Source organism: Shewanella sp. MF05960 (assembly GCF_050849305.1).
Lineage (GTDB): Bacteria > Pseudomonadota > Gammaproteobacteria > Enterobacterales > Shewanellaceae > Shewanella.
This window is the reverse complement of the sequence record NZ_JBOZPS010000028.1, coordinates 1-23,818: the sequence shown is the minus strand read 5'-3', so window position 1 is coordinate 23,818 and position 23,818 is coordinate 1. Positions and strand designations below refer to the sequence as shown.

The window sequence follows — 23,818 nt, the reverse complement described above, 5'->3', positions numbered from 1 at the left end:
TATCTGTTTGGTCAATTTTTTTGCCTACTGTGTTGATATTTTTATTTCTTTGCTCTGCACTATCACGATAACACTCTTAACTAGTTAATTTACTTTTCAGCCTGATACTCTTGTCATGGAGGTCATGGCAAGAGTATCAAGTCGGTAAAGGGTTATTTAGATACAGTAACAAAAAAGTGTCGCATTATTTATAGCGGCATTTTCAATATGAGACTTTAATTTGCAACATCATTACAAAAGATCAATAGCATCAACACAGCGATAATTACAATTCAAAAAGGACATCGGTTCTAATAATGTATTTAACCCCAGAGAAAATTGGCTCAGAGCTATGAATACAGTGCAGTGGATGCATGCCGTGAGGAAAACACAATACGCTACCCGCAGGCGTTCTTACATCGACTTGTTTGACATTATCGCCACGTTTTGCCGGCAAATGTGGATTGTCGGCATTGACTAAAAAGCGCGTCGCACCGCCTTCAAAATCTTCGGTCAGTAATATCAAAAATGTGAGTTGGCTGTAACGATCGCCAAAAGCATCACGCACAAGCTCGCCATCAATAACTTGGCTGCCCGGCCACGAACCGTCCGAGTGAGGCTTAAAATAATCACCTTCGTTATAGCGATAAAAACGGAAACGATTGTTTAGTCCCAGCGCGGCTTTGCCTTCAAAAATGCCTAAATCGTCGGTCATTACCCCAGCGATACGATCCCAAATAAGCCGTTCGGTGGTGTTATCAACCACCCAGGTTAAGCTGTCGTTATGACGCACATTGCGCGGTAAAGACACCGCAGCGTCAGGTAAAAAACCCATGGTTTCGCTAACATTGATGAGTCGCTGACATTCTTCAGCGCTCAGTACATTTAATAATTGAAATGCCCCTGGTACATCAGTTAACTGCTTTTTACTCACGGTACTAGGCGCGGATAAGGCTAGCTCTGCACCATTGTCGTTACGGCTTGCCCATGTTGGTAACGCTGGATGCTCTGCGCCTGGCTCATAAGCTGCGACAAAGTATTGGCCATTTTCTGTTGTATTATTCATTACATTCACCTTAACGACTGATCACACGTACTTGAGAAAATTGTCTATGCCCTGCAGCCGTGCCATGAAAACCAAAACCACTTTGCTTTGCGCCAACCCAAGGGGCATTACCACCGCCCACCCCCTGGTTTACGCCCACCATGCCTGCTTCAAGCTGATCGGCAACGGCATTCGCACTAGGGTCTCCAAAGACTACTGCACCTAAACCATAATGACTGTTATTGGCACGACTAATGGCTTCATCAATGTCACTGAAGCGACTAATGGCGACAACTGGCCCAAAAGTTTCTTCTGTTTCGAGTTGCATCTGTGAAGTGATGTTAGTGACTACCGTGGGTTGAATAAACGGTAATGGATAATCATCGCTGCCCAATAAAAAGCTCGCCCCTTTGGCTTTGGCATCTTTTAACTGCTCAAGCACTTTTTGATGTTGGGTTGGATTGACTATCGGGCCAATATTCACATTTGCGCCGTCCCATGCACCAACACGATACCGACTGGCAAGCGCCACCACTTTTTGCTCAAACTCATCAGCAATGCGCTCATCCACATATACGCGTTCAGTTGAGGTACACATTTGCCCTGCATTTTCAAACGAGCTGGCTACCGCAAAGCGTACTGCAGCATCCATATTGGCACCCGCCATCACAATCATCGGATCGTTGCCACCAAGCTCCATCACTAGGCGTTTTAAACCAGACGCCGCATTGGCCATAATGTGTTTACCTGCGGCCATCGACCCAGTAAACGCCACCATATTAATGTCTGCAGCCACTAACGCTTGGCCAAGGGCTTTGCCACCTTGAACCACTTGCAGTACATGTTGTGGTAACACCTGGTTAAGGGTATTAATAAATAACTCCGCTACCAGCGGGGTTTCTTCAGACGGTTTTAACACCACACTATTACCTGCAATTAAGGCCGGCATTAATAAATTATTGGCCATCGCAAGTGGATAATTCCACGGCGAAATCACGGCCACGACACCCAAAGGGCGATATTGTAATTCAGTGCGATCACCTACATCTTCAGTGGCTAGAGCATCACCGATTTCACTGGCAAAATAACCTGCATTTTGTAATGTACCGCCCACTTCATAGGTGGCTCGACGATAATCTTTACCCATTTCTTGGCCAATAAGAGTCGCCAGCTCATCTTGAACCGCATGCAATTGTTGATACGCTTTTACCACATACTGCTGACGCTCTATTAAAGGCAGGCTTGCCCATGATTTTTGAGCAACCTTCGCATTGTTTATTAAGGTCGGTAATTGCTCAATAGCGGTTGTTTCGACACTGCCGACCGCTGTGGCTTCAATGTGTTCACCGACATAGTGATAGCTCACGGGATCGTAAGAAGTTAATACTGCCATGGAGAAAGATTCCTTAATGGTACTAAAGTGACACTAGTCTAATGACTGCCTATTTTGCTACAATGGAATACAAAAGCAACCAGTATACTTTTAGTAACCTACAATAATTTAAGTTTAATTTATGAAAACTAAAATTGAAACAACGGCTAACGGCCAAAAAAAAGTGATCAACCCATGCACCGAACCTTGCTCTGTTGAACGTGGAATGCGGGTACTCGGCGGAAAGTGGAAAGCGTCCATCCTATGGCACTTGCAAGATGAACCCGTGCGCTTTAACGATTTGTCGCGGATGTTAGGCGGCGCCAGTAAAAAAATGGTAGACCAGCGTCTTAAAGAACTCGAAGCACAGGGCCTGGTTACCCGCCATGTGATTAACGACAGGCCTATTGCAGTATCTTACGCGATTACCGAATTAGGCCGCACCGCGTTGGATATTTTACAACGCCTAAAAGAGTGGGCGGACGAGTATGTCGTGTGATGGCGATTTCAGCAGTATCGTTTAAAATTAATAATCTCTAAGTCATTGATATCGTAAAGCGGTTAGCGCAAATACTCAAAACAGTAAAAAAAATGTGACAGGTAAACGAATAATACAATTGTATAGTGGGTACTTATGCTCATGCAGATATTCTACAATCCGCAACTGATTTTATTGACGTAGGTATTTATGATCAGGTTTCTCTCAGCATTTATCATTATCTCAAGCGTGCTTATTTCGCCGATAGCAAACGCCAAAGACAAGATTGTTTTTTATACCGAATCTTACCCGCCATTCCAATCACAAGATCAACAAGGTGTATTTGTCGGTTTTGCTATCGATATTCTTCACGCTGCACAGCCTTATGTCGATTTTGATATCGACATACAAATGATGCCCTGGAGCCGTGCTTACTATAATGCCCAGAACCAACCGAACACGTTCATTTTCTCCATTGCCAACACCAATAAACGTTTAGCCCACTTTAAATGGATAGGTGACTTTTATACTGTGCAGGACATGATTTACCGTAAAAGTAATCGTCCAGACATTCAGTTAGAAAACATAAGTGATATCAACCGTTATACTCTCGCCTTATCACGCAGTGATGCGGCGTTAGATAGACTAAAACTTGATGGTAATCACCCACATGTTTATTTAGCAAGAAGCCAAACCGCAGCGTTAAAAATGCTGCACTTTGATCGCGTTGATTTAATCTATAACAATGAAGTTGGCTTTGCAGAAGACATCAAAAAAATGGGTTATACACTGAGCGACTTTACCGCGGTATTGCCTGTAGTGAACATGCCCATTGGTATTTCAACTCATAAAGACACCGACGAAACACTCGCCAACAATATGCGCCAAGCACTTCACACGCTTAAACAAAATGGCGAATTAGAAAAAATCACCGCGCGTTGGTTCTCCCCTCGTGTTATCCCCCTAGTTACTGAATAACTCAGTAACTCAGTAATCGTTGGTTTATTCGCACGCATTTGACAACCCGATTGCATAGAGCCCCTCCACAATTAGTGTGATCATATTCAGCGTTGAATTTGGGGGTGGATATTCTTAAGTGAATATTGTTAGACAGCGGCAGACTCATTGGGAACAAACCGTATCCCCCCTCTCGTCGTCTTGGCAATGCTTTTGAGCCGGGATCCAGGTGTTGCTTTGTTCTTATGCCTGCGACCATAAACAATTAGCGCCTCATATTCAGCGTTGAATTTGGGGACATTGTTAAGTGGATATTGTTAGACAGCGGCTGACTCATTGGGAACAAACCATATCCCCCCTCTCGTCGTCCCGGCAATGCTTTTGAGCCGAAATCCAGGTGTTGCTTTGTTCTTATGCTTGCGACCATAAACAATTAGCGCCTCATATTCAGCGTTGAATTTGGGGACATTGTTAAGTGGATATTCTTAAGTGAATATTATTAGACAGCGGCAGACTCATTGAGAACAAACCATGTCCGCCCCTCTCGTCGTCCCGGCAATGCTTTTGAGCCGGGATCCAGGTGTTGCTTTGTACTTATGCTTGCGATCATAAACACTTAGAATCGGCAGATTCAGCGTTGAATTGGGGGATATTGTTAAACAGCGGCTGACTCATTGGGGACAAACAGTATCCGCCCCTCGCGTCGTCCCGGCAATGCTTTTGAGCCGGGATCCAGGTGTTACTTTGTTCTTATGCCTGCGACCATAAACACTTAGAATATGCAGATTCAACCCGCACGGGCCAAAAGAGAACAAAGTCTGACGACTATTGATAACACAAAACCAGTGCACCTGATCAACAGAACGAGAGAGGTTTATCTTTTCTATTTTGATCTTTGAATATGAAAATCTAAATTGCAGACGTAAAAAAGCCCCAACTAATGTTGAGGCTTTTTTACACCACTCTCTATTTCTAGAGATTATAATGGTACCCGAGGCCGGACTTGAACCGGCACGCTTATTCAGCGAGGGATTTTAAATCCCTTGTGTCTACCGATTCCACCACTCGGGCAAAGTGTGTTCTAACCGTTACTTATGGTAACCATTAAAAGCAATTTGTGGAGGCGCGACCCGGAGTCGAACCGAGATCGGCGGATTTGCAATCCGCAGCATAGCCATTCTGCCATCGCGCCATACTTACCAACTTCAAATCCATCGGATAAGATAAGAAATTGGAGCGACATATCGGGTTCGAACCGATGACCTATACCTTGGCAAGGTATCGCTCTACCAACTGAGCTAATGTCGCATTTTCAATCTTTATAAATACTCTACTAAATCTGCAAGAAAGGTATCGTCTTTCAACCTGTCCAACTGAGCTAATGTCGCATTTTCAATCTTTATAAATACTCTACTAAATCTGCAAGAAAGGTATCGTCTTTCAACCTATCCAACTGAACTAATGTCGCATTTTCAATCTTTATAAATACTCTACTAAATCTGCTAGATTAGGTATCATCTTTCAACCTATTCAACTGAACTAATGTCGAATTTTCAATCTTTATAAATACTCTACTAAATCTGCAAGAAAGGTATCGTCTTTCAACCTATCCAACTGAACTAATGTCGTATTTTCAACCTTGTAAATAATGATTGTTAACATCATACCCTAAGGTTTGTTGCTGACTCATCACTTGTCTACGGGGAGGCATTCTACCGAATTAACCTCGTGTGTCAATTATTGATTTAAGCAAATTTGACTGTTTGCGCACTAAATAAACTTATTGAACTATTATTGCACTATTCGGCGGTTAAATCTTTCCAAGCTGCTGAAATATAACTCATCATAGACCAGAACGTCAGCGCTGCTGCAACATAAAACAATGCAAAAGCCAGGTCAGTGAGTAACGGTGTTGGTTTCCAAATCAATCCAACAATCGCTGCCATCTGTGCTGCCGTTTTGTATTTACCTATCCAAGACACTGCGACTACGCCACGTTTGCCTATTTCAGCCATCCATTCTCGTAATGCCGAAATAACAATCTCACGGCCAATCATAAACAGCGACGCTAAGGTCAAATACATGTTGTCATTTTGCTGAACCAGTAAAACCAGCGCAGTAGATACCATAACCTTGTCGGCAACTGGATCTAAAAAAGCACCAAAACGGGTTAATTGCCCTAATTTGCGAGCTGCGTAGCCATCTAACCAATCTGTTAGCGCTGCGAGCCAAAAAATAAATGCGGAGACAAAGGGCGCCCACGTATAAGGGAGATAAAAAATCACTATAAATACAGGCAGCAGAGCAATACGAAATAAAGTCAGTGCGATAGGTACATTAAACGGCATAAAAAGACCAATTTGTCAGAAGCAGCGCCAATCTTGCCTTAATTTTAGCCCCCTCGCAATGCATCATGGATTGTTTGTGCCATTTCTAAGCTAATTCCGGGAACTTTTATTAATTCAGCCACACTCGCACCTTTGACTTCTTGAAGACCACCAAGATGTTGCAACAATGCTTTACGTCTTTTAGGGCCAACGCCTGGGATAGATTCGAGTGTTGAAGTGTTACGTGTTTTTTGACGTTTGTTTCGATGCCCGGTAATCGCAAAGCGATGTGATTCATCGCGTATGTGCAAAATAAGGTGAAATGCGGGTGAGTCACTTGGGATCTCAAAGGTTTGTTCACTGCCGCCCACAGTAAAGGTTTCTAAACCTGCTTTGCGCCCCTCGCCTTTAGTGACACATATTAACAGCGGTGGGTTATCAATCTTAACGCACTTTTCATCGACAATGGTTTGCGCCACTCTGAGTTGGCCAATCCCCCCATCAATAAACACTAAGTCAGGTATTTTGCCGTTATTATCGATTTTATCAAAACGGCGGCTAAGCGCCTGTTCCATTGCGGCATAGTCATCACCGCCGGTAATCCCGGTTATATTGTAACGACGATAATCTGCTTTATGCGGACCTTCGCGATTAAATACTACGCAAGATGCTACCGTGCTCTCACCCATAGTGTGGCTAATATCAAAACATTCCATGCGTTTAATCGGCTCGTTAAGCTCTAAGGCCTCTTCTAATAGCTGGAAGCGCTGCTCAACAGTATTTTTATGCGATAACCGAGTAGCAACGGCATTACTGGCATTTGTCATCGCCAAACGTAAAAAATTGGCCCTTTCACCTCTAACTTGAGTTTTTAATTCAAACTTTTTATCCAGAGCATGTTCAATTGATGCCTCAAGCTCTTTAATTCCCTCAAAATCATGACTAAGTATCACTTCTTTAGGAATGGTACGTTGAATATCTGCGTTTAAGTAAAATTGGCCTAAGAAAGACGATAACACTTCTTCTATATCGGTTTCGGCTGGTACCGAAGGATAATAGCTGCGGCTGCCAAAGATTTTACCGTCGCGAATAAACAATAAATGAAAACAGGCAATCCCAGAGGCATAATCCACCCCGATGACATCCATATCGCCTTTATGATTAGACACTTCTTGTTGCTCAGCAACACGCCTTAATGCCGTGATTTGGTCGCGATATTGCGCTGCTTGTTCATACTCCATATCAACCGCAGCGACTTCCATTTTAGCCACCAACTGTGAAATCACCTGTTGGTCTTTTCCACGCAAAAACAATCCCGCTAACTTAACTTGCTCGCCGTACTCTTCATCGCTCACAATGCCTACACAAGGGGCACTACAACGATCGAGTTGATATTGTAAGCAAGGCCGTGAGCGCGACTTGTAGTACAAGTCATCACATTGGCGAATAGGAAATAGCTTTTGCATTAAGTGCAAACTTTCGCGCACCGCGCCGCCATTAGGATAAGGTCCAAAATAATGGCCTTTTTCGCGCTTAGGGCCACGATGATAGGCAAGTCTTGGGTGTTTATGGCCACTCAGTAAAATATACGGATAGGACTTATCATCACGCAGCAGCACATTGTATTTTGGCATGTACTGTTTGATGTAATCGTTTTCGAGCAACAACGCATCGGTTTCGCTATGCGTCACCGTCACATCGATATGATCAATATGCGACACTAATGCTTGCGTTTTTACACTGGGAATATTGCTGCGAAAGTAAGAGCTTAGGCGTTTTTTGAGATCTTTAGCTTTACCAACATAAATCACTTGTTGGCGTATATCATACATTCGATATACGCCAGGTGCGCTGGTAACCGTTTTTAAGAAAGATTTGGCATTAAAACCACTAGGCATGATTAAAGCTACTTAATGCGTTACGCGGGATATTCCCAACTAAAATGAACCTGTGTCGAGCATTTTGTAACGAATCGCTAAACGGGTCAACTCAACATCACCACCAATGCCTAATTTAGCAAATAAGCGATAACGATAACTGTTAACGGTTTTAGGGCTTAAGTTAAGCTTTTCAGAAATATCATTGACCTTTTCACCATTGGTGATCATCAACATAATCTGTAGTTCACGTTCTGAAAGGCTGCTAAATGGATTTTCATCAGAGTGGTTAAACTGGCTGAGAGCCATTTGCTGGGCAATTTCTGGCGACAAATAACGCTGGCCACGAGCAACTTGTGTAATGGCTTTAAGCACCTCTGGTGAGGTAGAACCTTTGGTTAAGTAACCCGAGGCGCCTGCTTGCATAACCTTAGTTGGAAACGGATCTTCCGTTTGTACCGTTAATACAATAATCCGAGCCTCAGGCTGATAACGCAAAATTTTACGAGTCGCTTCTAAGCCGCCCATACCAGGCATGTTCATGTCCATCAAAATAACATCAGCTTCATTCTGTCGAGACCACTGAACTGCTGTTTCGCCGTCGGGAGCTTCGCCAACCACTTTAATACCGCGTTCGTCTTCTAGAATGCGACGTATCCCCGTTCTCACGAGTTCATGATCGTCAACCAAATATACAGATATCACGTTAACCCACCTATTTTTATGCGTTATTCTTTTAAAAGCTTTAGGGCCGTTTTATATAACAAACACTCAGATGCGGTTAATGGCAAAATAGTCCCATAAACCCACAAATAATAATTGTCTTATTAAGACGCCTGAATTTAGCATCTTTACATTAACTTACACAAGCAAAGTCATAACTGAACATGAGGAATGCATACAAAACAGGCAATGATGTTATCTCATTTGCCCGTTATCTGTGTAATGATTCAATTGGATATACTATTCGCCTTGAACTGTAACAATTATTGTTCTTGAGGACGCATTATCGCGATGCTCACACAAATATAATCCCTGCCAAGTACCTAAGTTCAAGCGTCCATGAGTAATCGGTATGGTTTGACTGACAACAATTAAGGTTGATTTTATGTGCGCTGGCATGTCATCCGCGCCTTCAAATGTGTGCTTAAAGTAAGGCGCCCCTTCTGGTGCAAGTACATTGAAATGGCGTTCCATATCACCGCGTACTGTCGGGTCTGCATTTTCGTTAATGGTTAAAGAGGCTGAAGTGTGCTGAATAAATACATGCAATAAGCCGACCTCAATTTCACGCAGTTGGGGTATGAGTTTCAGCACCTCATCGGTAATAAGGTGAAAACCGCGTTTTTTAGGTGTTAGCGTAATGCTTCTTTGTATCCACATAGAGAAAACCTTAAATAACCACAAAACCTTAGATCACGATGACAATAAAATATCAATATTTACTCTGCGTAAATACTCACACGCAACCACAAACAGAGCTCCACACTATAAAAATAAATAGCATAATCAGCCCAGAGCATACACTCAAGTTAAGCCTATCGATAGAATATATCGTGTAAATAACAACAATGTAGTTTTGATTACACAGAAAACATCTTCGATAGCATAAAATACTATGATTACTGGTGAGAATGCTTAATTCAATAAATGCATATTGGCTACGTGACCAATGCGATAAATGACTAAATGTGTTTCATAAATAATGTGGCAGATCAGATAATCACGAAAAGGGTTTGATTTCGACATGACCCAGTGATGAGTACTGGTTAAAAAGAGGTGGACGGAGTTAAATCGATTACTCATGACAATGTTTAGGTCGGCCATCAAGTTACTTAAGCCGTTTTCGCACTCATTCTGACAGACCCAAACGGCTTAATAAGATAACGATTACTCGCTCATTAAACGTTTTATATCGGTAATTAAGTCAGCAACAGAGGTATTATTTAAACCATTATAAATACCTCTAATATGTCTATTTTTATCCACCAGCACTAAATTTTCAGTGTGTAAAAAATCTTCCTTACTGACATATTCGCCTAAATCTTCATTGGCAAAATAGGCCTTTTTGGCAAGTGAGTAAATCTGTTCACGATCGCCGGTAACTAACAGCCATTTAGCGGCATTAATATGATTTTTTTGAGCATATTGTTGCAACACTTCAATCGTATCATTACCTGGTTGAATAGAATGAGACACAATCATAATGTCGTCATCATCCATAAACTCACTTTGCACTTTAGACAACTGCGATTTCATTCGAGGACAAATACCTGGGCAGCGGGTAAAGAAAAAGCTCGCCACATAGATTTTATCTTTTACCGTATCTTGCGTGACGATTTCACCTTGCTGATCCATAAAGCTAAATGCAGGTACCTGATGAAAATCAGCCAGCTCAGGGCTGTCAGACTTAAACCAATGCGGAGTAAACTCGGCACTGCCATAATAAGGTAACTCGGCCAACGCGGGTTCGCCACTGGGCTGAGCCATCAACGGCATCGCCACAAACTGAACAGCTACCATCGCCATTAACGCATTAATCAGATTTAACCACTTCTTCATCTTCTAATCCTACACACATATTTGAACGTTTAAGGCCAAACACTCGCCCGTTAATATATTCATAATTGCTAAAAAGTTTGCCGTTTCGACGCCAGGCTTGTTGCAACCCAACCTCAATCCCATCCACATAGTGCATCTTTTTAAACAGCTCGCCAGTGGCATACCATTGCAACGACGTGCCATTAACCTTACCTTGCCGATAAACCGACTCAGAACGCATATTGCCATTGCTCCACCAGCTTTGAGTTATCCCCTCTAGCACACCCGCGAGATAATGAGAGTCGAATGCTAACGTGCCGTTTTCAAACCATTGCCGCAAAAAACCGTCTCGTAGACCTTGTTCAAAATGAGCTAACTTTGCTATCTGCCCATTGGGATAGAAAGTCACGGCATCACCTGTAAAAGGGGTGTTTTGGTACATCCTTAGCCCAGTTGTATGCGAAATGCTGATGTGCAGACTTGCTATTGGCTCAGTTGTTACCGTAAAAAAATGGCCATAACTCAGACCCGCTAACAGGATTGAACCAAAAATAACCAGTAAAGGCTTAACGGATAGCACTGGCTGAACCTTGATAATTACCTGGGAATAAAATGTAATACGAGCCTAAATACAGCTCATTTTGAATGTGATAATGATATTCAGCATCTTGAGCAAATTGGGTAATCGACGTATGCCCGCCCGACTCATCTAAGTCTGTTGGGTAAGTCCCTGTGGAGTTACATTTACGACCATATAAAAAGAAACCATCGGCAATCACACCAATTAAATTCGAATCATCGTCTGAAAATGAAATGGGTTCCAAGTGATAATGATAACTTTGCGGCCCAGTGTGCGCGCCGTTAAAGTCGAGGCTGCCAGCGGCGTTGTCAAGTGGAATACCAGGGCCTTCTTCATCGTTATAAATAACTGCGCCACTCACGGCAATACCAATTGCACCAAGCCCCGTTGCTGAGGTTGTGCTGGCTTTAGATGGTGTATTATTAACGGTTAACGTATAAGTGCCCACAAAGTCATCGATATAGCCTGGAGCCATTTTGGCGTAAGAAGTCACGGTGGGTTCTACATGTAACTCATTGCTAGCTGACCAATACGGGGAGGTGTGGTTGGGTAATCCGTTGGTTTCAATCACCACCTTAGTGCCGCTGAGTACCACGTTAACGTTATCTTGATCAAATTCGTAATACGCAGTATGTAAAATGCCACTGCCTACATCTTCTGTTCCTGAATCAGTGTCTGTGTCTGTGTCTGTGTCTGTGTCTGTCACAGTATTAGCTGTACTCTCGCTAGCGGTGTCGGTGTCTTCTGAACCACCACAACCAGGTAAATTCAATAATAAGGCGCAGGAAATCGCAATGCTCAGTAACCGTAAATGTGGGCTTTTCATGTGATATCTCATAGTGTAAACATAAGACAAAGCTTAACAATGAAATGTGCAGAAAATATGCATAAATAATGAATAATCAGCACGTTTGTATCTATTCATGTTAACGCTGTTAATTCTGCTTATTAAGTTCGTCCCATTAACATCATGCTCAGATACGTCAGATCACATTGAGCCTAATTATTCAGCTGGCATCACTGGCATAAAAACGCTTATTTTCCTGTTCCGCACTTAAGCCATCACGATTATTTTTCAACTAATTATGATGTTTAACCACAATGAGAATTCGTTCACAAAATTAGTTACCACAAAGACTTAGTATCAAGTTATGGCATTAATTTAATCAACAGAGTTGCTCACCCCAAATCACAGATCTCTTCATGTTCATGGTGTATTTCCCACCCTAAGGATGCGGCAATGAAAAGTACTGATATTCGCGTTATTCCTGGCATAATTTCAATTTTGATAATTCTTTTTCTTTGGTTTATCGTCGAGCCACCGCAAGGTGTATCTGCCAATGCATGGCATTTGCTTGCGCTATTTGTTGGTACTGTTGTCGCCATTATTGGTAAAGCAATGCCTATTGGTGCAATCGCGGTATTAGCCATTACTTTAGTCGCGTTGACTGGCGTAACCAATGCCAAACCTTCAGACGCAATTAAAGATGCATTGAGCGGTTTTTCTAACTCATTAATTTGGTTAATCGGTATTGCGATTATTATCTCGCGCGGATTAGCTAAAACCGGTCTTGGAAACCGAATCGGTTATTACTTTATTTCTCTATTTGGCCGAAAAACCATTGGTATTGGCTATGCATTAGCACTATCAGAACTCGTCATTGCCCCCGTCACACCCAGTAATACAGCGCGAGGCGGCGGAATTATTCACCCGATAATGAAATCAATAGCCACCAGTTTTGGCTCGTCACCAGAAGACGGTACATCCAGAAAAATTGGACATTACCTTGCCTTAGTGAATTACCACACTAACCCCATTACTTCGGCGATGTTTATTACCGCCACAGCCCCTAACCCATTAATAGTAAAATTAATTGCCGATGCGACAGGCGCAGATATTAGTATTACGTGGGGCACCTGGGCACTGGCAGCATTGTTACCTGGTTTACTGTGTATTGCGCTAATGCCGTTAATTATTTATGCGGTATACCCTCCGGAAATTAAACGAACCCCAGACGCCCGCGTATATGCTAAAGATAAATTAGCCGACATGGGGCCGATGACTTTTGCTGAAAAAATCATGGTCAGTGTGTTTGGTTTATTATTGGTATTGTGGGCAGGCGTTCCCGCCATGATATTTGGCGCAGCCTTTGCTGTTGACACTACCGCAGTAGCATTTTTAGGGTTATCGATTTTATTACTCAGTGGCGTAATGAGCTGGGAGGATGTACTTAAAGAAAAAGCCGCCTGGGATACCGTTGTGTGGTTTTCTGCTTTAGTCATGATGGCGACATTTCTCAATAAATTGGGATTAGTGACTTGGTTTTCTGGCGTGGTTGAAAGCAATATCGCCCAACTTGGCGTGGGCTGGATGATTTCAGTGATTATATTGGTGGTGGTTTACTTTTATGCACACTATTTCTTTGCTAGCACAACCGCACACATTACCGCCATGTTTGCCGCATTCTTTGCTGCGGGCATCGCATTAGGTGCCCCACCTCTATACCTTGGTTTACTGCTTGCGGGTGCATCGTCATTAATGATGTCATTAACCCATTATGCAACCGGCACCTCACCCATTATTTTTGGCTCGGGTTACGTATCAATGGAACATTGGTGGACAATGGGCTTTATTATGAGCGTAGTTAACTTAACCATTTGGGGCGTGGTTGGCGGGCTTTGGTGGAAAGTACTTGGCTTTTGGTAAAATGGCCTGAAATAAAATAGCGCTAGGCGAGTCGTGATCTTAACGCTGGCAAATTGCATCGGTAATTTGCCAGCGTTATCGTTTATTCTATTATCTATTCCAATTACTCTGTTTTAAATTGCTTAACGTTTGACTCTAAACTCTGCGCTAACGCTTCCAGTTGATGACTTGCAGCGGTAATTTTACTCGCCTCTTGTTGTGCCAACAATGCAGAGCTGGTGATTTGAATAAAATTTTGATTAATCTCTGCGGCAACCACAGATTGCTGCTCTGCGGCGGTGGCAATTTGGGTATTCATATCACTGATTTTAGACACCGACAGATTGATGGCCGTTAAAGACTCACCGGCACGTTTAGCTTGCCCTACACTGCTATTAGCTTGCTCCTGCCCCTCATTCATCACGGTAACAGCCTTGGCTGAGCTGGTGCTCATGCTTTCAATCACCGCTTGAATTTGTTGAGTTGACTCCTGGGTACGCTGGGCAAGGTTACGCACTTCATCTGCAACCACGGCAAAGCCACGGCCTTGTTCGCCCGCTCGCGCGGCTTCAATGGCCGCATTTAAGGCCAATAAGTTAGTTTGCTCTGCAATGCCTTGAATAACATCTAATACGGTGCCGATTTCTTTGCTGTCTTTCGACAATAAATGAATAATATCGGCTGCTTCACTGACTTTAGCTGCAAGTGCATCAATGTCGTTTTGTGTTTGAGTCACCTCAAGCTGGCCAGCGTTAAACTCGTTGGTTGCTGTTTGCGACAGCAAAGCGGCGTCATTGGTATGGTTAGCCACTTCATTAACCGTACTCGACATTTGGTTAATGGCAGCGGCGCCATTATCTGTTGCGAGCTTTTGGTTGTTAATAAGGTGCTCGTTTTGTTGTGCCGTTTGATACAGTGCTTTAGATGCTGCAAGCAATTTGTTAGCGGTAAGCATCGAGTTTTGCGTAATTTCAGTCAAATTCACAGTTAAATCCTGCACCGCACTTAATATACTGTGAGAAGAATCAACAGAAAACTTTACCGTAAGATCGCCTCGAGCAATTTGTTGGATGACATCGGCTGCATATTCTGGCTCACCGCCAATAATATTTCTTAAGCGTTTAACTGAAGTCAACGCAACGACACTACCAATCAATAATGCCATGGCCGTCACGATTAACATCACCGACTGAAAACTGGAAGTTTGCTCACGCGCAGCAGACACTTGTTGCTGAATTTGAGCTTCTTGATAATCAATAAGTTTATTAATTCTTTTTAGCCACTCGCTATATAACGGCGAAACGGTCACTAATAAGTGTTCTGTTGCTACATCATTTGGGCTCGAATTCACCATCTGTAACAAGGTTTCAGTAGCCGCTAGTGTGGTCACTTCAATGTCTTTAATCGCTTGCAGTAAACTTAACTCTTCATTGCTGTGCTGCACGTTGGCATACATAGTATTGAGTGTTTGTGCTGCGGTGAGGTAAAACTCTTTAAGTCGATTAATATCATTTTGATGTTGTTGCGACATTGAAGCATTGTTGACTAGCACGGCATCCCGAATAGAAATGGCGCGATCATGCACACTGCCTCTGAAGTTAATCGCTTGGCGCTGCTCTACAGCGGTTTGCTCAGACAATTGGGTTAAATTGTTGTCTGCAACACTGATTTTGATTAAACCAAATACAGTAATACCAACCATAATGACCAGTAAACTTGCAAAGCCAAAGTAAAGGCGGCTGATTATTCTCATGATTAACACCTTATATGTGATTAAGTTTGTTAGGTATTCTTGCGCGATACACATTAAGCTAAATAACTAATGCGTAAGTAAAATATTTATTTGACCGTTAAATGACCGCAGTAAGTTAATTCACTTTTTGCTCGCAATGTAACCGTAAGAGTTCCATCTCAATGCTTGGTGCCGTAATGTAACAGATGTTCAATAAAGACTAAAATCTTATCCAGTAAAGACCGAAACATTCACTCAAAAATTTCAACGATTTCATGCTGCCAATATAAACTCGGCATACTTCAGCACGCTCAATACGAGTACAACGCTCTTTTAACTCACTATGGTTAAGCAAAGACTTAACACGCCTATGTCGTAAATAGAAATACCTGTTGTCAAAATGGCAACTCGTGCATCACATGCTTTCACCTTAACCTTAGCTAACTAACCTGAATTCGGGTTAACTAATAAGTGTGGATATGATGACCCGATTTATACTCTGTAGCTTTGCGCTCGTTCTGCTCTATCCAACGGCAATCGATCTCTATTTAGTCGGCTTGCCTCAAATAGCCAAAGACTTAGGCGCGAGTGAATCACAACTGCATATTGCCTTTTCAGTGTATTTAGCTGGCATGGCGACGACCATGGTGTTTGCCGGTAAATTAGCAGATAAAATTGGCAGAAAACCTATCGCCATTGCTGGGGCGATTATTTTTACCCTCGCCTCAGCCATGGGAAGTATAGTCGATAACAGCCAAGCCTTTTTGATAGTCCGTTTTATTCAAGGCATTGGCGCTGGGTGTTGTTACGTGGTCGCCTTTGCTATTTTACGCGATACATTAGACGACGAGCGGCGGGCAAAGGTGTTATCCATGGTTAATGGCATTACCTGTATTATGCCGGTCATTGCCCCCGTGATAGGCCACTTGATTATGCTTCGCTATCCCTGGTCAAGCTTGTTTATCACCATGGCGGGGATGGGAGTATTGGTGTGTTTGTTATCTGTGTTTGTGTTACAAGAAACTCACAATAAAACGCTAATGCCATCGGCTGAACACTCACACAGTTCGGAGCCGACAACAGATGCACAAATAGCCGCGACAGAATCCTTTTATGAACGATTTTTCTTAAGCAGATTACTCATCAGTGCCATTGCCGTGACCGCAATTCTGACTTTTGTAAATACATCTCCGATGTTAATCATGAATACCATGGGCTTTAGCCGCGGCGAATACTCAACCACCATGGCCTTAACTGCACTGGTGAGTATGTTAACCTCGTTTGCAATGCCATTTGCGTTGTCTTTTTTCCACCAGCGCAGCTTAATGATTGTCTCTCAAGGACTATTTGTCACTGCTGCAATAATACTTGGGGTAACGCAATTAGCGCCGAGCTATCAATTGCTGAGCCTATTCGGATTTAGTCTTATTTGTGCCAGTTTTTCTATTGGCTTTGGTGTAGTGATGAGCCAAGCATTAAGCCCTTACCGCTTTAGGGCCGGCGTGGCCAGTTCAATACTGGGTGTGGTTCAGGTTTGCAGTTCAGCATTATTTATTTGGTTGCTGGGTTTGTTAGGAGTAAGTGCATTGAATATGCTGATATTAATCTTGCTTATTGGTGGTGTTATTAGCATGGTTTTAATACTATTAATCCCTTCACCACTGCAGAGTGACACCCATGAAGAAATCGTTAGCACGCCTTGATCTCAACCTGCTTATTACTTTGCAGTTACTGTTGCAAGAATTGAGCGTATCTAAAGCAGCCAAAAAGCTCAATGTGACGCCCTCAACGGTGAGCAAATCACTGAGCAAATTAAGAGAATGGTTTGACGACCCGCTGTTTGTTAAAACGCCCCATGGATTTAGCCCAACCTCGCTGGCCATTAGCATGGAGCAAGAGTTAGCCGATTGGCTGCAGTTAAGCAGTCAACTATTAGCAAAACGCGGTGATGAAATCCCCAATGGTATTCGCTTTAACCTTGCGATGGAATCACCGCTCTTACTGACCATGTTTAATCAGCTAAGCCAACAGATTTACCACAAATACCCTGATGCTAAAGTCAAAGTGCATAACTGGGATTACGACTCCATTGAAGCCATTATCCGAGGAGAAGTTGATATTGGCTTTACTGGACGCGAAAGTCACCCCAGATCAAAAGAGTCAATTGAACTGCTGCCCTACTTTATTAATTATGAAGTGTTATTTACCGATCTTCCGGTGGTTTATCTGCATAAAGATCACCCCGCGTTGCAAGAAGACTGGAACATTTCGACCTTTGTAAAATACCCGCAAATCAATATCACCAGGGAAAAATGTGACACCTGGGCATTAGATGAAGTGTTAATTGAAATGGGCCTAAAACGCAATATTGAGCTCACCATGGCCACCTTTGAGCAATCGTTATTTATGACCGCTCAACCCGGCCACGAGATGATCACAACAGCGCCGCAATATTGCCAATATTACTGCCAAAAAGTGCACCCCGACTTAGTGTGTTTACCCATCCCTGTCGACAGCGCATTACAAGCAAAACTGATGATACCCTTCACCCTCATTTGGCATAAACGTAATAATCAAAACCCTAAAATATCCTGGTTAAGAAATGCCATTAAAAGCTTATATAGCGATCTCAACAATCGCCAATAAACACAAGCCATATAGGGGCACTAATGTATTAAGTAAATATTGAGATACCACTGTGGGCTAAGGGTATGAGTGTATGAGTGCGAGAAGCTAATCGTGATACCCATAATAAAAATGTATCAATTAAGTATACCCAATCAAAAAAACCAAATAACACCGTTAACCAATACCATTACACCTCAAACAACCTCAATAACGGCCAATCAAAGTCATTAACACTGCGATTATGCATTGATTTGTTATTTCAAATGATAACGATTGCCAAACAGGATCTACCCTCACAAAAAAGCCTTAGCTATCACATACCAACAAGCGTAATAGTAAGGCGTATTTTTAAGCTAACGCGAGTGTATATTGGCCATAATGTTTTAGCCTTAGCATCTTTACCTGCAATTAAAGCAAGGTAGGTAAAGCGTTCTTTGTGAACGATATTGAGTCGAAATAATAAATAACTCTACTATTTTATCTCGATATCTAGGGCGTATTTATCTTTGTTTATAAACACGCCCTAATACTCTAGAGTAACTAGTGGAGTGACCCATTAGGTTCCCACTAGGTAAGTGTTCACAACTAAGGCTTAACAACTAAGGCTTAACAACTAAGGCTTCACAATGATGCCTTTTTCTGGAGCTAAAACCCCGTTACAAACATCAGCGTAAACCCCTGTCATTTGTTCAATGCCATCTATCGTGGTGAACGCTAACCAACTGGCACTACGCTGCATACTTTTTGCCATAAAAATCATGGATTGGCGCTCAAACTCTTTTGCGCCCCATTGAGTAATGCGCTTTTGAATATGCCCTGGCGCAAAAAACATTTCGCTGTCGGTAAGGGTAAATGGCGAGGTGAACGAAGCCGCATCCCAATGCGTTAGCCCAACTTGCAAGCAATAAGTTAAATTTTTGCCCATATGCTGCTCTATTGCTTTTAATTGTTCAGCATTTCCCGCCATATCAACAATAACGGTTTTTAATGTGGGGTTAAGCTCGGAGATATCGCCATAATTAAGCACTTGTTTGTATACACCAAGCTTGTTAACAAATTCGCTATTACGTGCGCTTGTCATGCCAATTAAGTTGGGCGCCGACTCACTGTCATCAATACCATAAGCAAGGCCAATACTGGTTTTGCTCGATGCACTAATAATAATGACCTGCTCAGCGTCAAACCAGTGCTGACTTTGTAAGTAATCCCATAAACAAAATGAAGTAATATAAAGTGGAAACAATAACATGCGTTGCTTGTCATAATTTTCGTTATAACCAGGTTCTGCTAATACCCTGCGATAGACATTATAACCAGGCGGCAATGCAGCGCGATGAGCACTGCCATCAAAAAAGCGCTGTGATGACACTTGGGTTGCCGTCATTTTAACCAGTGATGTCGGCGGAAAATAACCAAATAGTTTTTCCCCCACTGCAATATCATTACTGCGTGATGACATCACCGTAGCAAACCCCCACACCGGAATAATCCCCCAAGTATTATCAGCATTATCTGATGCGGGGAAAAACTGCCAATAGCCAAGTTTTTCACCTAATACTGCATAGGTAATATTATTTGCGGTGAGTGCAAAACTGTCGACTCGCACAATAACTTCATTGTCAGATAAGGCTGTTTCAGTCGTTAGGTCATTATTTTCTACTAACCTTGTTTTTGTAAAATCGTGTTTATTCACTTGAAACTCATGCATGAGCGGCCTCCTTTTTAGGCATATTTAAGGTGGCAATTAGCCGCATTAAGTTCTCCATCGCCTTAGGCGCATTCGAGCGTAAACGCAGTAATATTGCTTGTTTTTCAATATCATCTTTTGGGGCATCAACCACTAATTGGCTAAAGCCATCCAGTCGGCTGCAATACAACCATTTTTGTAACGCCTTGTCTTGCGACCAAATATACTGGTTTCGCATAAATGCGGCATTTACCGTTAACCAATCGGTTGCTTTGTTCGGTAATGGTACGATTTGGCTTAGAGCATTTTTTTGCTGATCGTTCTGATATGTCGCTTCAATATGGGCAATCAATGAGGCACTAAAAACGGGTTGAATAATACGTATGGTCTGCAAGGTTATTTTGTCATCGCTAAACACGGGTAACGTTGCAAGCTCACCTAAGGCACTGGCCGAGCAATCAATAAATAAGGTGTTTTCTGGCGTGTGATAACTGCCCTGCTCAAGTGTTATCACGGTGTTGTCTAAATGGGTAACGCGCCCTTTACGCAGCACCTGCTTAATGCGTCGTAATTGGCTAAGCTCTTGCTGAGAAATCGTCGCGCCGTGGTACATTTCAGGCTTAACGGATTTATCTAGACGCACTAACACGCCTTTATCTTCAAGTTTATTAAACAGGTCATCAACAGATTCTGCATTGGCCAATGCTTCCATTTGATCAGCTTGTGCGCCAATAGTGTCACTGAAAAATTCAGCCGTAGGCTGAGTGTTTCGACGATCCATCAGCCAGGCATCACGCGGCATTATCCAACAAATATCATCCGGATTAACCTGATTTTCAAGCAACCATAAACAGGCGTCTATTCCCGTTTTTCCGCCGCCTATCACCACGTATTGTTCAGGCGGGTTGGTTATTGTTGGTAATTGATTTAACGCAATAAAGTTAACGCCATCTGCAATTGAAAAATTAGGCGTATGCGTTGAAGGTACCGAGGTTTTTAAATAAGTCGCATCAACTAACCGTTTGTTAACTTTAACATTAAAGATTTGGCCACTGGTCATAGAAACAAAACTGTTATCGCCAGTATATTTGCACATGGGATAATACTTTACCCGACCAGAGCCAAGAAAGTGCTGCTTCATAACCTCATCAAAGTAGGCGCTAACTTCGGTGCCAGTGGCAAGTTCATTCAAACCTGCATTAAAACCTATTTTATCTATTCGTCCTTTGCTGAGTTCTTTAGACCCAACACCATAAAATTTAGACGGTTGATGCAAGGTGACAAACGGATAAGCGTTATTCCAATGTCCTCCCGGCTTTGCGTGTAAATCAACCATAATAATATTGGCATCTGTTTCAGCAAGCAGAGTATCGACAAACGCCATCCCCATTGCCCCACTGCCCCACTGCCAATCACTAAGTAATCAGTTTCTAATATTTGAACGTCCATTTTGTCCCCGCCAATTGTTAAGCCATACCATTTTATGTATTTAGTTTTATTTTTTCGCTTCGCGCAGCGCTCAATATAACAGCGTTATAATAAAATATAACAGTGTTATATTTTGTCAAGAAATAATATTAATCTCGCTAAATTAACGTTATGATGACTCAACATTGTGTGGTTGATTTGTGTATGAAAAATACTAAAGAAAAAATATTACTCGCGGCATCAAAACTGTTTTTAAAAGGCGGAATTTCGGCGTTAAGCGTCAGAGCAATTGCCCGAGAGTCGAACTTGTCAACGATTGGGATTTATAGTCATTTCAACGGTAAGCAAGGTATTTTAGATGCCCTTTACATCGAGGGATTTACTCGCTTTCAACATGCGGTTGATGTACCTATCAACAGTGAAAACCCGAAAGAAAGCATTATGCTAGCTACCCAAGGCTATATCAAAACAGCGGTAAAATATCGCGGGCACTACCTACTTATTTTTGGCGAAAGCGTCGCTGATTACTGCCCTTCTGATGAAGCCAAGCAGTCTAGCGTACAAGCATTTTTGCAAACCACTAAGATCATCGAAACGATATTACCCAAAGCCGCAAGCTTTGAGCAAAAACGCAATACGACCCTACAGGTATGGTCAATTGTGCATGGATATATGGGGCTAATGCACCACGCTATCGCTGAAGAAATCGATAACGCTCATTGGGAAGGACTAATACTCGATACCGTGAGCTTGCACATTGACGCCCTACTAAAGCTCAATCAGTCCGCTCAAGTCCTCACTAATAGCAACCCAAATGCAATAAATTGAAGCGATTACACTTGTTTGTAATGAAATAAGCACCCGTGGGTCCAAAATCCTATCTTTCGCCCAATAAAAAGGCTCATCATTTCTGATGAGCCTTTTTATTGAAAAAACGATGCCACCCATTTCTTGAACAAATAACATAACTCGTTTTCATGGCTTTGGCGAGGGTTACGGTCGATGTGATCAACTCATCAATTGTTATCGATATGGTTAAAATACTATCGTTAAATGAGTGGTTTATGGTCATCTAAGAAATTCAACAAAGCAGAAAATCTTGATATCAATCAAGTACAAGGAAGATGGTGGTTTTTCAAGCCCTTTAATTAAGACACCCAAAATTAATCTGCGATGCCTAATGATACTTTTTCGTATTGGTCTTAATTCTTGCGGAGGGATAGCTTGCTTGTAATAAAGAGGAACCCTTGGGTTCAAAGTGCTATCTTTCGCCAAATAAAAAGGCCCGCTATAAATAGCGGGCCTCTTTATTTTAATGTGGCGGAGGGATAGGGATTTGAACCCAGACTCTCGAATTAAATAGATATAATAGTCGTTTAAATTCATTAGCTTGCATGGTTTCACGCCTTCACATTCTGCAATTGCTAACTAAGATTGACTTTATTCCTGAAGTTAAAAAAAGTCAATAATTATGAGTTTTTAAAAGTATTATTTTGTGCATATAAATTTTTAATCATAATTGCGTATAAATTGTTCGGATCGATTAATCTTAACTAGCTCAAATCAAAATAGGGAAAACCTAATCCGCATGGGTGATTCAACTTACAGTTCTGTAGTCAGTGTGGTTGAGCAATATATCCAGTTCTACAATTACAAACGCAGACATTCAGCAATAGATTATAAGACGCCACATCAAAAATATAATGAGTTAAAAAAAGCGGCTTAAAATCTCTCCAGAAATACTTGACCATTACATGTCGACATGATGTAGATTTAATGAATAAATTAAAAAATATCCATTATTTTCTGCAAGGAATTAAAAAAGCAATCCTAAGATTGCCTTTAAATATTAATGTCTAACTAGGCCATTGAAAGCGATTGTAGTTTAGCCGCTTTAGCCGCAACCGCTTCAGCGTGAAACTCTTTATCATTTTTAATGTGCTCAATGAATTGATTGAATTTCTTTAAATTTTTACGATAAACGAAAAAGTAAAGAATAAACCCACCAAGAACAAAAAATATACCAAAGAAAATTAAGCTTAATGGAATACCGCAAAGGATAAGAAGAATACTAAGATACTTCATTAAATTGTTTTGTTTTTTCATCATTTCAGCAAAATGAGTCAGAGTTTCTGGGTCATTGGCTCCAGTTTGTTGGATGGTCATTTTTTTTAATGTTTTATATTCAATTTCTGTCATTTTCTGCTTCTTAGGTATGTGGTTAGAACTGTTGGTTTTTAACAAGAGTAAATCGATAAAATTACAATGTATAAAATAATTCTTGCAAATTTTTGATGCTAAAGCGTCAATAAAATTCAACTAAGTTAACTTAAGTTAGTAACTAACATAATTTTTTGTAGCTTTATGCAATAAGCAGGGCGAGATCGTGAATGTTTTTTGAACAATTTAACGCACTATTTGACGTTAACATCTCGCTATGATCTTATACTCCCTTTTTTCGGGAGCACACCATGCATATTGACCACTTCAAAGAGAATTTC

20 protein-coding genes and 3 tRNA genes are annotated in these 23,818 nt (G+C 41.8%); 7 read left to right on the top strand and 16 right to left on the bottom strand.

All coding sequences use genetic code 11. The annotated features are described in order from the left end of the window. Positions 1–265: 265 nt before the first annotated feature. Both ACROAE_RS19410 and ACROAE_RS19405 read right to left on the bottom strand, forming a co-directional pair. The gene (locus ACROAE_RS19410; protein WP_432405504.1) at positions 266–1,045 is read right to left on the bottom strand and encodes an oxidoreductase; all 780 of its coding nucleotides are present in this window, start codon (positions 1,043–1,045) and stop codon (positions 266–268) included. Positions 1,046–1,055: 10 nt separating this feature from the next. After that, positions 1,056–2,417, bottom strand: a complete 1,362-nt coding sequence (locus tag ACROAE_RS19405) for an aldehyde dehydrogenase family protein (RefSeq protein ID WP_432405502.1) — start codon at positions 2,415–2,417, stop codon at positions 1,056–1,058. Positions 2,418–2,538: 121 nt separating this feature from the next. On the opposite strand from ACROAE_RS19405, the gene ACROAE_RS19400 reads away from it, so the two are divergent. Then, positions 2,539–2,895 (top strand): winged helix-turn-helix transcriptional regulator, encoded by a 357-nt coding sequence (locus ACROAE_RS19400; RefSeq protein WP_432405498.1) that lies wholly within the window; start codon positions 2,539–2,541, stop codon positions 2,893–2,895. A 189-nt stretch (positions 2,896–3,084) separates the two neighbouring features. Next, the gene (locus ACROAE_RS19395) at positions 3,085–3,852 is read left to right on the top strand and encodes a substrate-binding periplasmic protein (RefSeq protein WP_432405495.1); all 768 of its coding nucleotides are present in this window, start codon (positions 3,085–3,087) and stop codon (positions 3,850–3,852) included. A 964-nt stretch (positions 3,853–4,816) separates the two neighbouring features. On the opposite strand, the gene ACROAE_RS19390 is transcribed toward ACROAE_RS19395, so the two are convergent. The 10 genes from ACROAE_RS19390 to ACROAE_RS19345 all read right to left on the bottom strand — a co-directional run bounded on the left by ACROAE_RS19390 (position 4,817) and on the right by ACROAE_RS19345 (position 11,982). After that, positions 4,817–4,902: transfer RNA gene (locus ACROAE_RS19390), tRNA-Leu, on the bottom strand. A 47-nt stretch (positions 4,903–4,949) separates the two neighbouring features. Next, positions 4,950–5,023 (bottom strand) — tRNA-Cys (locus ACROAE_RS19385). 40 nt (positions 5,024–5,063) lie between these two features. Then, positions 5,064–5,139, bottom strand: a tRNA-Gly gene (locus tag ACROAE_RS19380). Between the two features lie 491 nt (positions 5,140–5,630). Continuing rightward, positions 5,631–6,179: a CDP-diacylglycerol--glycerol-3-phosphate 3-phosphatidyltransferase gene (pgsA, locus tag ACROAE_RS19375; protein WP_432405492.1), complete on the bottom strand. Its 549-nt coding sequence runs from the start codon at positions 6,177–6,179 to the stop codon at positions 5,631–5,633. A gap of 44 nt (positions 6,180–6,223) precedes the next feature. Continuing rightward, entirely contained in the window at positions 6,224–8,056 is a 1,833-nt protein-coding gene (gene uvrC, locus ACROAE_RS19370) for an excinuclease ABC subunit UvrC (protein WP_432405489.1), read from the bottom strand. A 39-nt stretch (positions 8,057–8,095) separates the two neighbouring features. After that, positions 8,096–8,740 carry a UvrY/SirA/GacA family response regulator transcription factor gene (gene uvrY / locus ACROAE_RS19365; RefSeq protein ID WP_160053391.1) on the bottom strand — a complete coding sequence of 215 codons (645 nt, stop codon included), beginning with the start codon at positions 8,738–8,740 and terminating at the stop codon, positions 8,096–8,098. A 258-nt stretch (positions 8,741–8,998) separates the two neighbouring features. Next, positions 8,999–9,418 (bottom strand): secondary thiamine-phosphate synthase enzyme YjbQ, encoded by a 420-nt coding sequence (locus tag ACROAE_RS19360; protein WP_432405484.1) that lies wholly within the window; start codon positions 9,416–9,418, stop codon positions 8,999–9,001. 507 nt (positions 9,419–9,925) lie between these two features. Beyond that, positions 9,926–10,597: an SCO family protein gene (locus tag ACROAE_RS19355; RefSeq protein WP_432405481.1), complete on the bottom strand. Its 672-nt coding sequence runs from the start codon at positions 10,595–10,597 to the stop codon at positions 9,926–9,928. Beyond that, on the bottom strand, positions 10,572–11,156 hold the full coding sequence (locus ACROAE_RS19350; RefSeq protein ID WP_432405477.1) for a toxin-antitoxin system YwqK family antitoxin: 585 nt from the start codon (positions 11,154–11,156) through the stop codon (positions 10,572–10,574). Before ACROAE_RS19350 ends, ACROAE_RS19355 begins: the two co-directional genes overlap by 26 nt. Beyond that, positions 11,143–11,982: a YHYH protein gene (locus tag ACROAE_RS19345; RefSeq protein ID WP_432405473.1), complete on the bottom strand. Its 840-nt coding sequence runs from the start codon at positions 11,980–11,982 to the stop codon at positions 11,143–11,145. The genes ACROAE_RS19350 and ACROAE_RS19345 overlap by 14 nt, the downstream gene beginning before the upstream one ends. A gap of 414 nt (positions 11,983–12,396) precedes the next feature. On the opposite strand from ACROAE_RS19345, the gene ACROAE_RS19340 reads away from it, so the two are divergent. Then, positions 12,397–13,863, top strand: coding sequence for a DASS family sodium-coupled anion symporter (locus tag ACROAE_RS19340; RefSeq protein WP_432405470.1), 1,467 nt, complete (start codon positions 12,397–12,399; stop codon positions 13,861–13,863). 103 nt (positions 13,864–13,966) lie between these two features. Here the strand turns inward: ACROAE_RS19340 and ACROAE_RS19335 are convergent, their stop codons facing one another. Continuing rightward, a complete protein-coding gene (locus tag ACROAE_RS19335) occupies positions 13,967–15,595 on the bottom strand; it encodes a methyl-accepting chemotaxis protein (RefSeq protein ID WP_432405466.1) in 1,629 nt (542 codons plus the stop codon). Between the two features lie 458 nt (positions 15,596–16,053). On the opposite strand from ACROAE_RS19335, the gene ACROAE_RS19330 reads away from it, so the two are divergent. Both ACROAE_RS19330 and yidZ read left to right on the top strand, forming a co-directional pair. Continuing rightward, positions 16,054–17,277, top strand: a complete 1,224-nt coding sequence (locus tag ACROAE_RS19330; RefSeq protein WP_432405463.1) for an MFS transporter — start codon at positions 16,054–16,056, stop codon at positions 17,275–17,277. After that, positions 17,252–18,220, top strand: coding sequence for an HTH-type transcriptional regulator YidZ (gene yidZ / locus ACROAE_RS19325; protein ID WP_432405460.1), 969 nt, complete (start codon positions 17,252–17,254; stop codon positions 18,218–18,220). The genes ACROAE_RS19330 and yidZ overlap by 26 nt, the downstream gene beginning before the upstream one ends. Positions 18,221–18,815: 595 nt before the next feature. Here the strand turns inward: yidZ and ACROAE_RS19320 are convergent. Both ACROAE_RS19320 and ACROAE_RS19315 read right to left on the bottom strand, forming a co-directional pair. Beyond that, positions 18,816–19,910: a DUF2855 family protein gene (locus ACROAE_RS19320; protein WP_432405457.1), complete on the bottom strand. Its 1,095-nt coding sequence runs from the start codon at positions 19,908–19,910 to the stop codon at positions 18,816–18,818. Continuing rightward, positions 19,903–21,273, bottom strand: coding sequence for an NAD(P)/FAD-dependent oxidoreductase (locus ACROAE_RS19315; RefSeq protein ID WP_432405454.1), 1,371 nt, complete (start codon positions 21,271–21,273; stop codon positions 19,903–19,905). The genes ACROAE_RS19320 and ACROAE_RS19315 overlap by 8 nt, the downstream gene beginning before the upstream one ends. Positions 21,274–21,521: 248 nt before the next feature. Here ACROAE_RS19315 and ACROAE_RS19310 point away from each other — a divergent pair, with 248 nt between their 5' ends. After that, positions 21,522–22,145 carry a TetR/AcrR family transcriptional regulator gene (locus ACROAE_RS19310; RefSeq protein ID WP_432405450.1) on the top strand — a complete coding sequence of 208 codons (624 nt, stop codon included), beginning with the start codon at positions 21,522–21,524 and terminating at the stop codon, positions 22,143–22,145. A gap of 691 nt (positions 22,146–22,836) precedes the next feature. Then, positions 22,837–23,043: an integrase core domain-containing protein gene (locus ACROAE_RS19305; protein WP_432405447.1), complete on the top strand. Its 207-nt coding sequence runs from the start codon at positions 22,837–22,839 to the stop codon at positions 23,041–23,043. Positions 23,044–23,177: 134 nt separating this feature from the next. Here the strand turns inward: ACROAE_RS19305 and ACROAE_RS19300 are convergent, their stop codons facing one another. Beyond that, the gene (locus tag ACROAE_RS19300) at positions 23,178–23,516 is read right to left on the bottom strand and encodes a hypothetical protein (RefSeq protein WP_392342950.1); all 339 of its coding nucleotides are present in this window, start codon (positions 23,514–23,516) and stop codon (positions 23,178–23,180) included. Between the last annotated feature and the right edge of the window lie 302 nt (positions 23,517–23,818).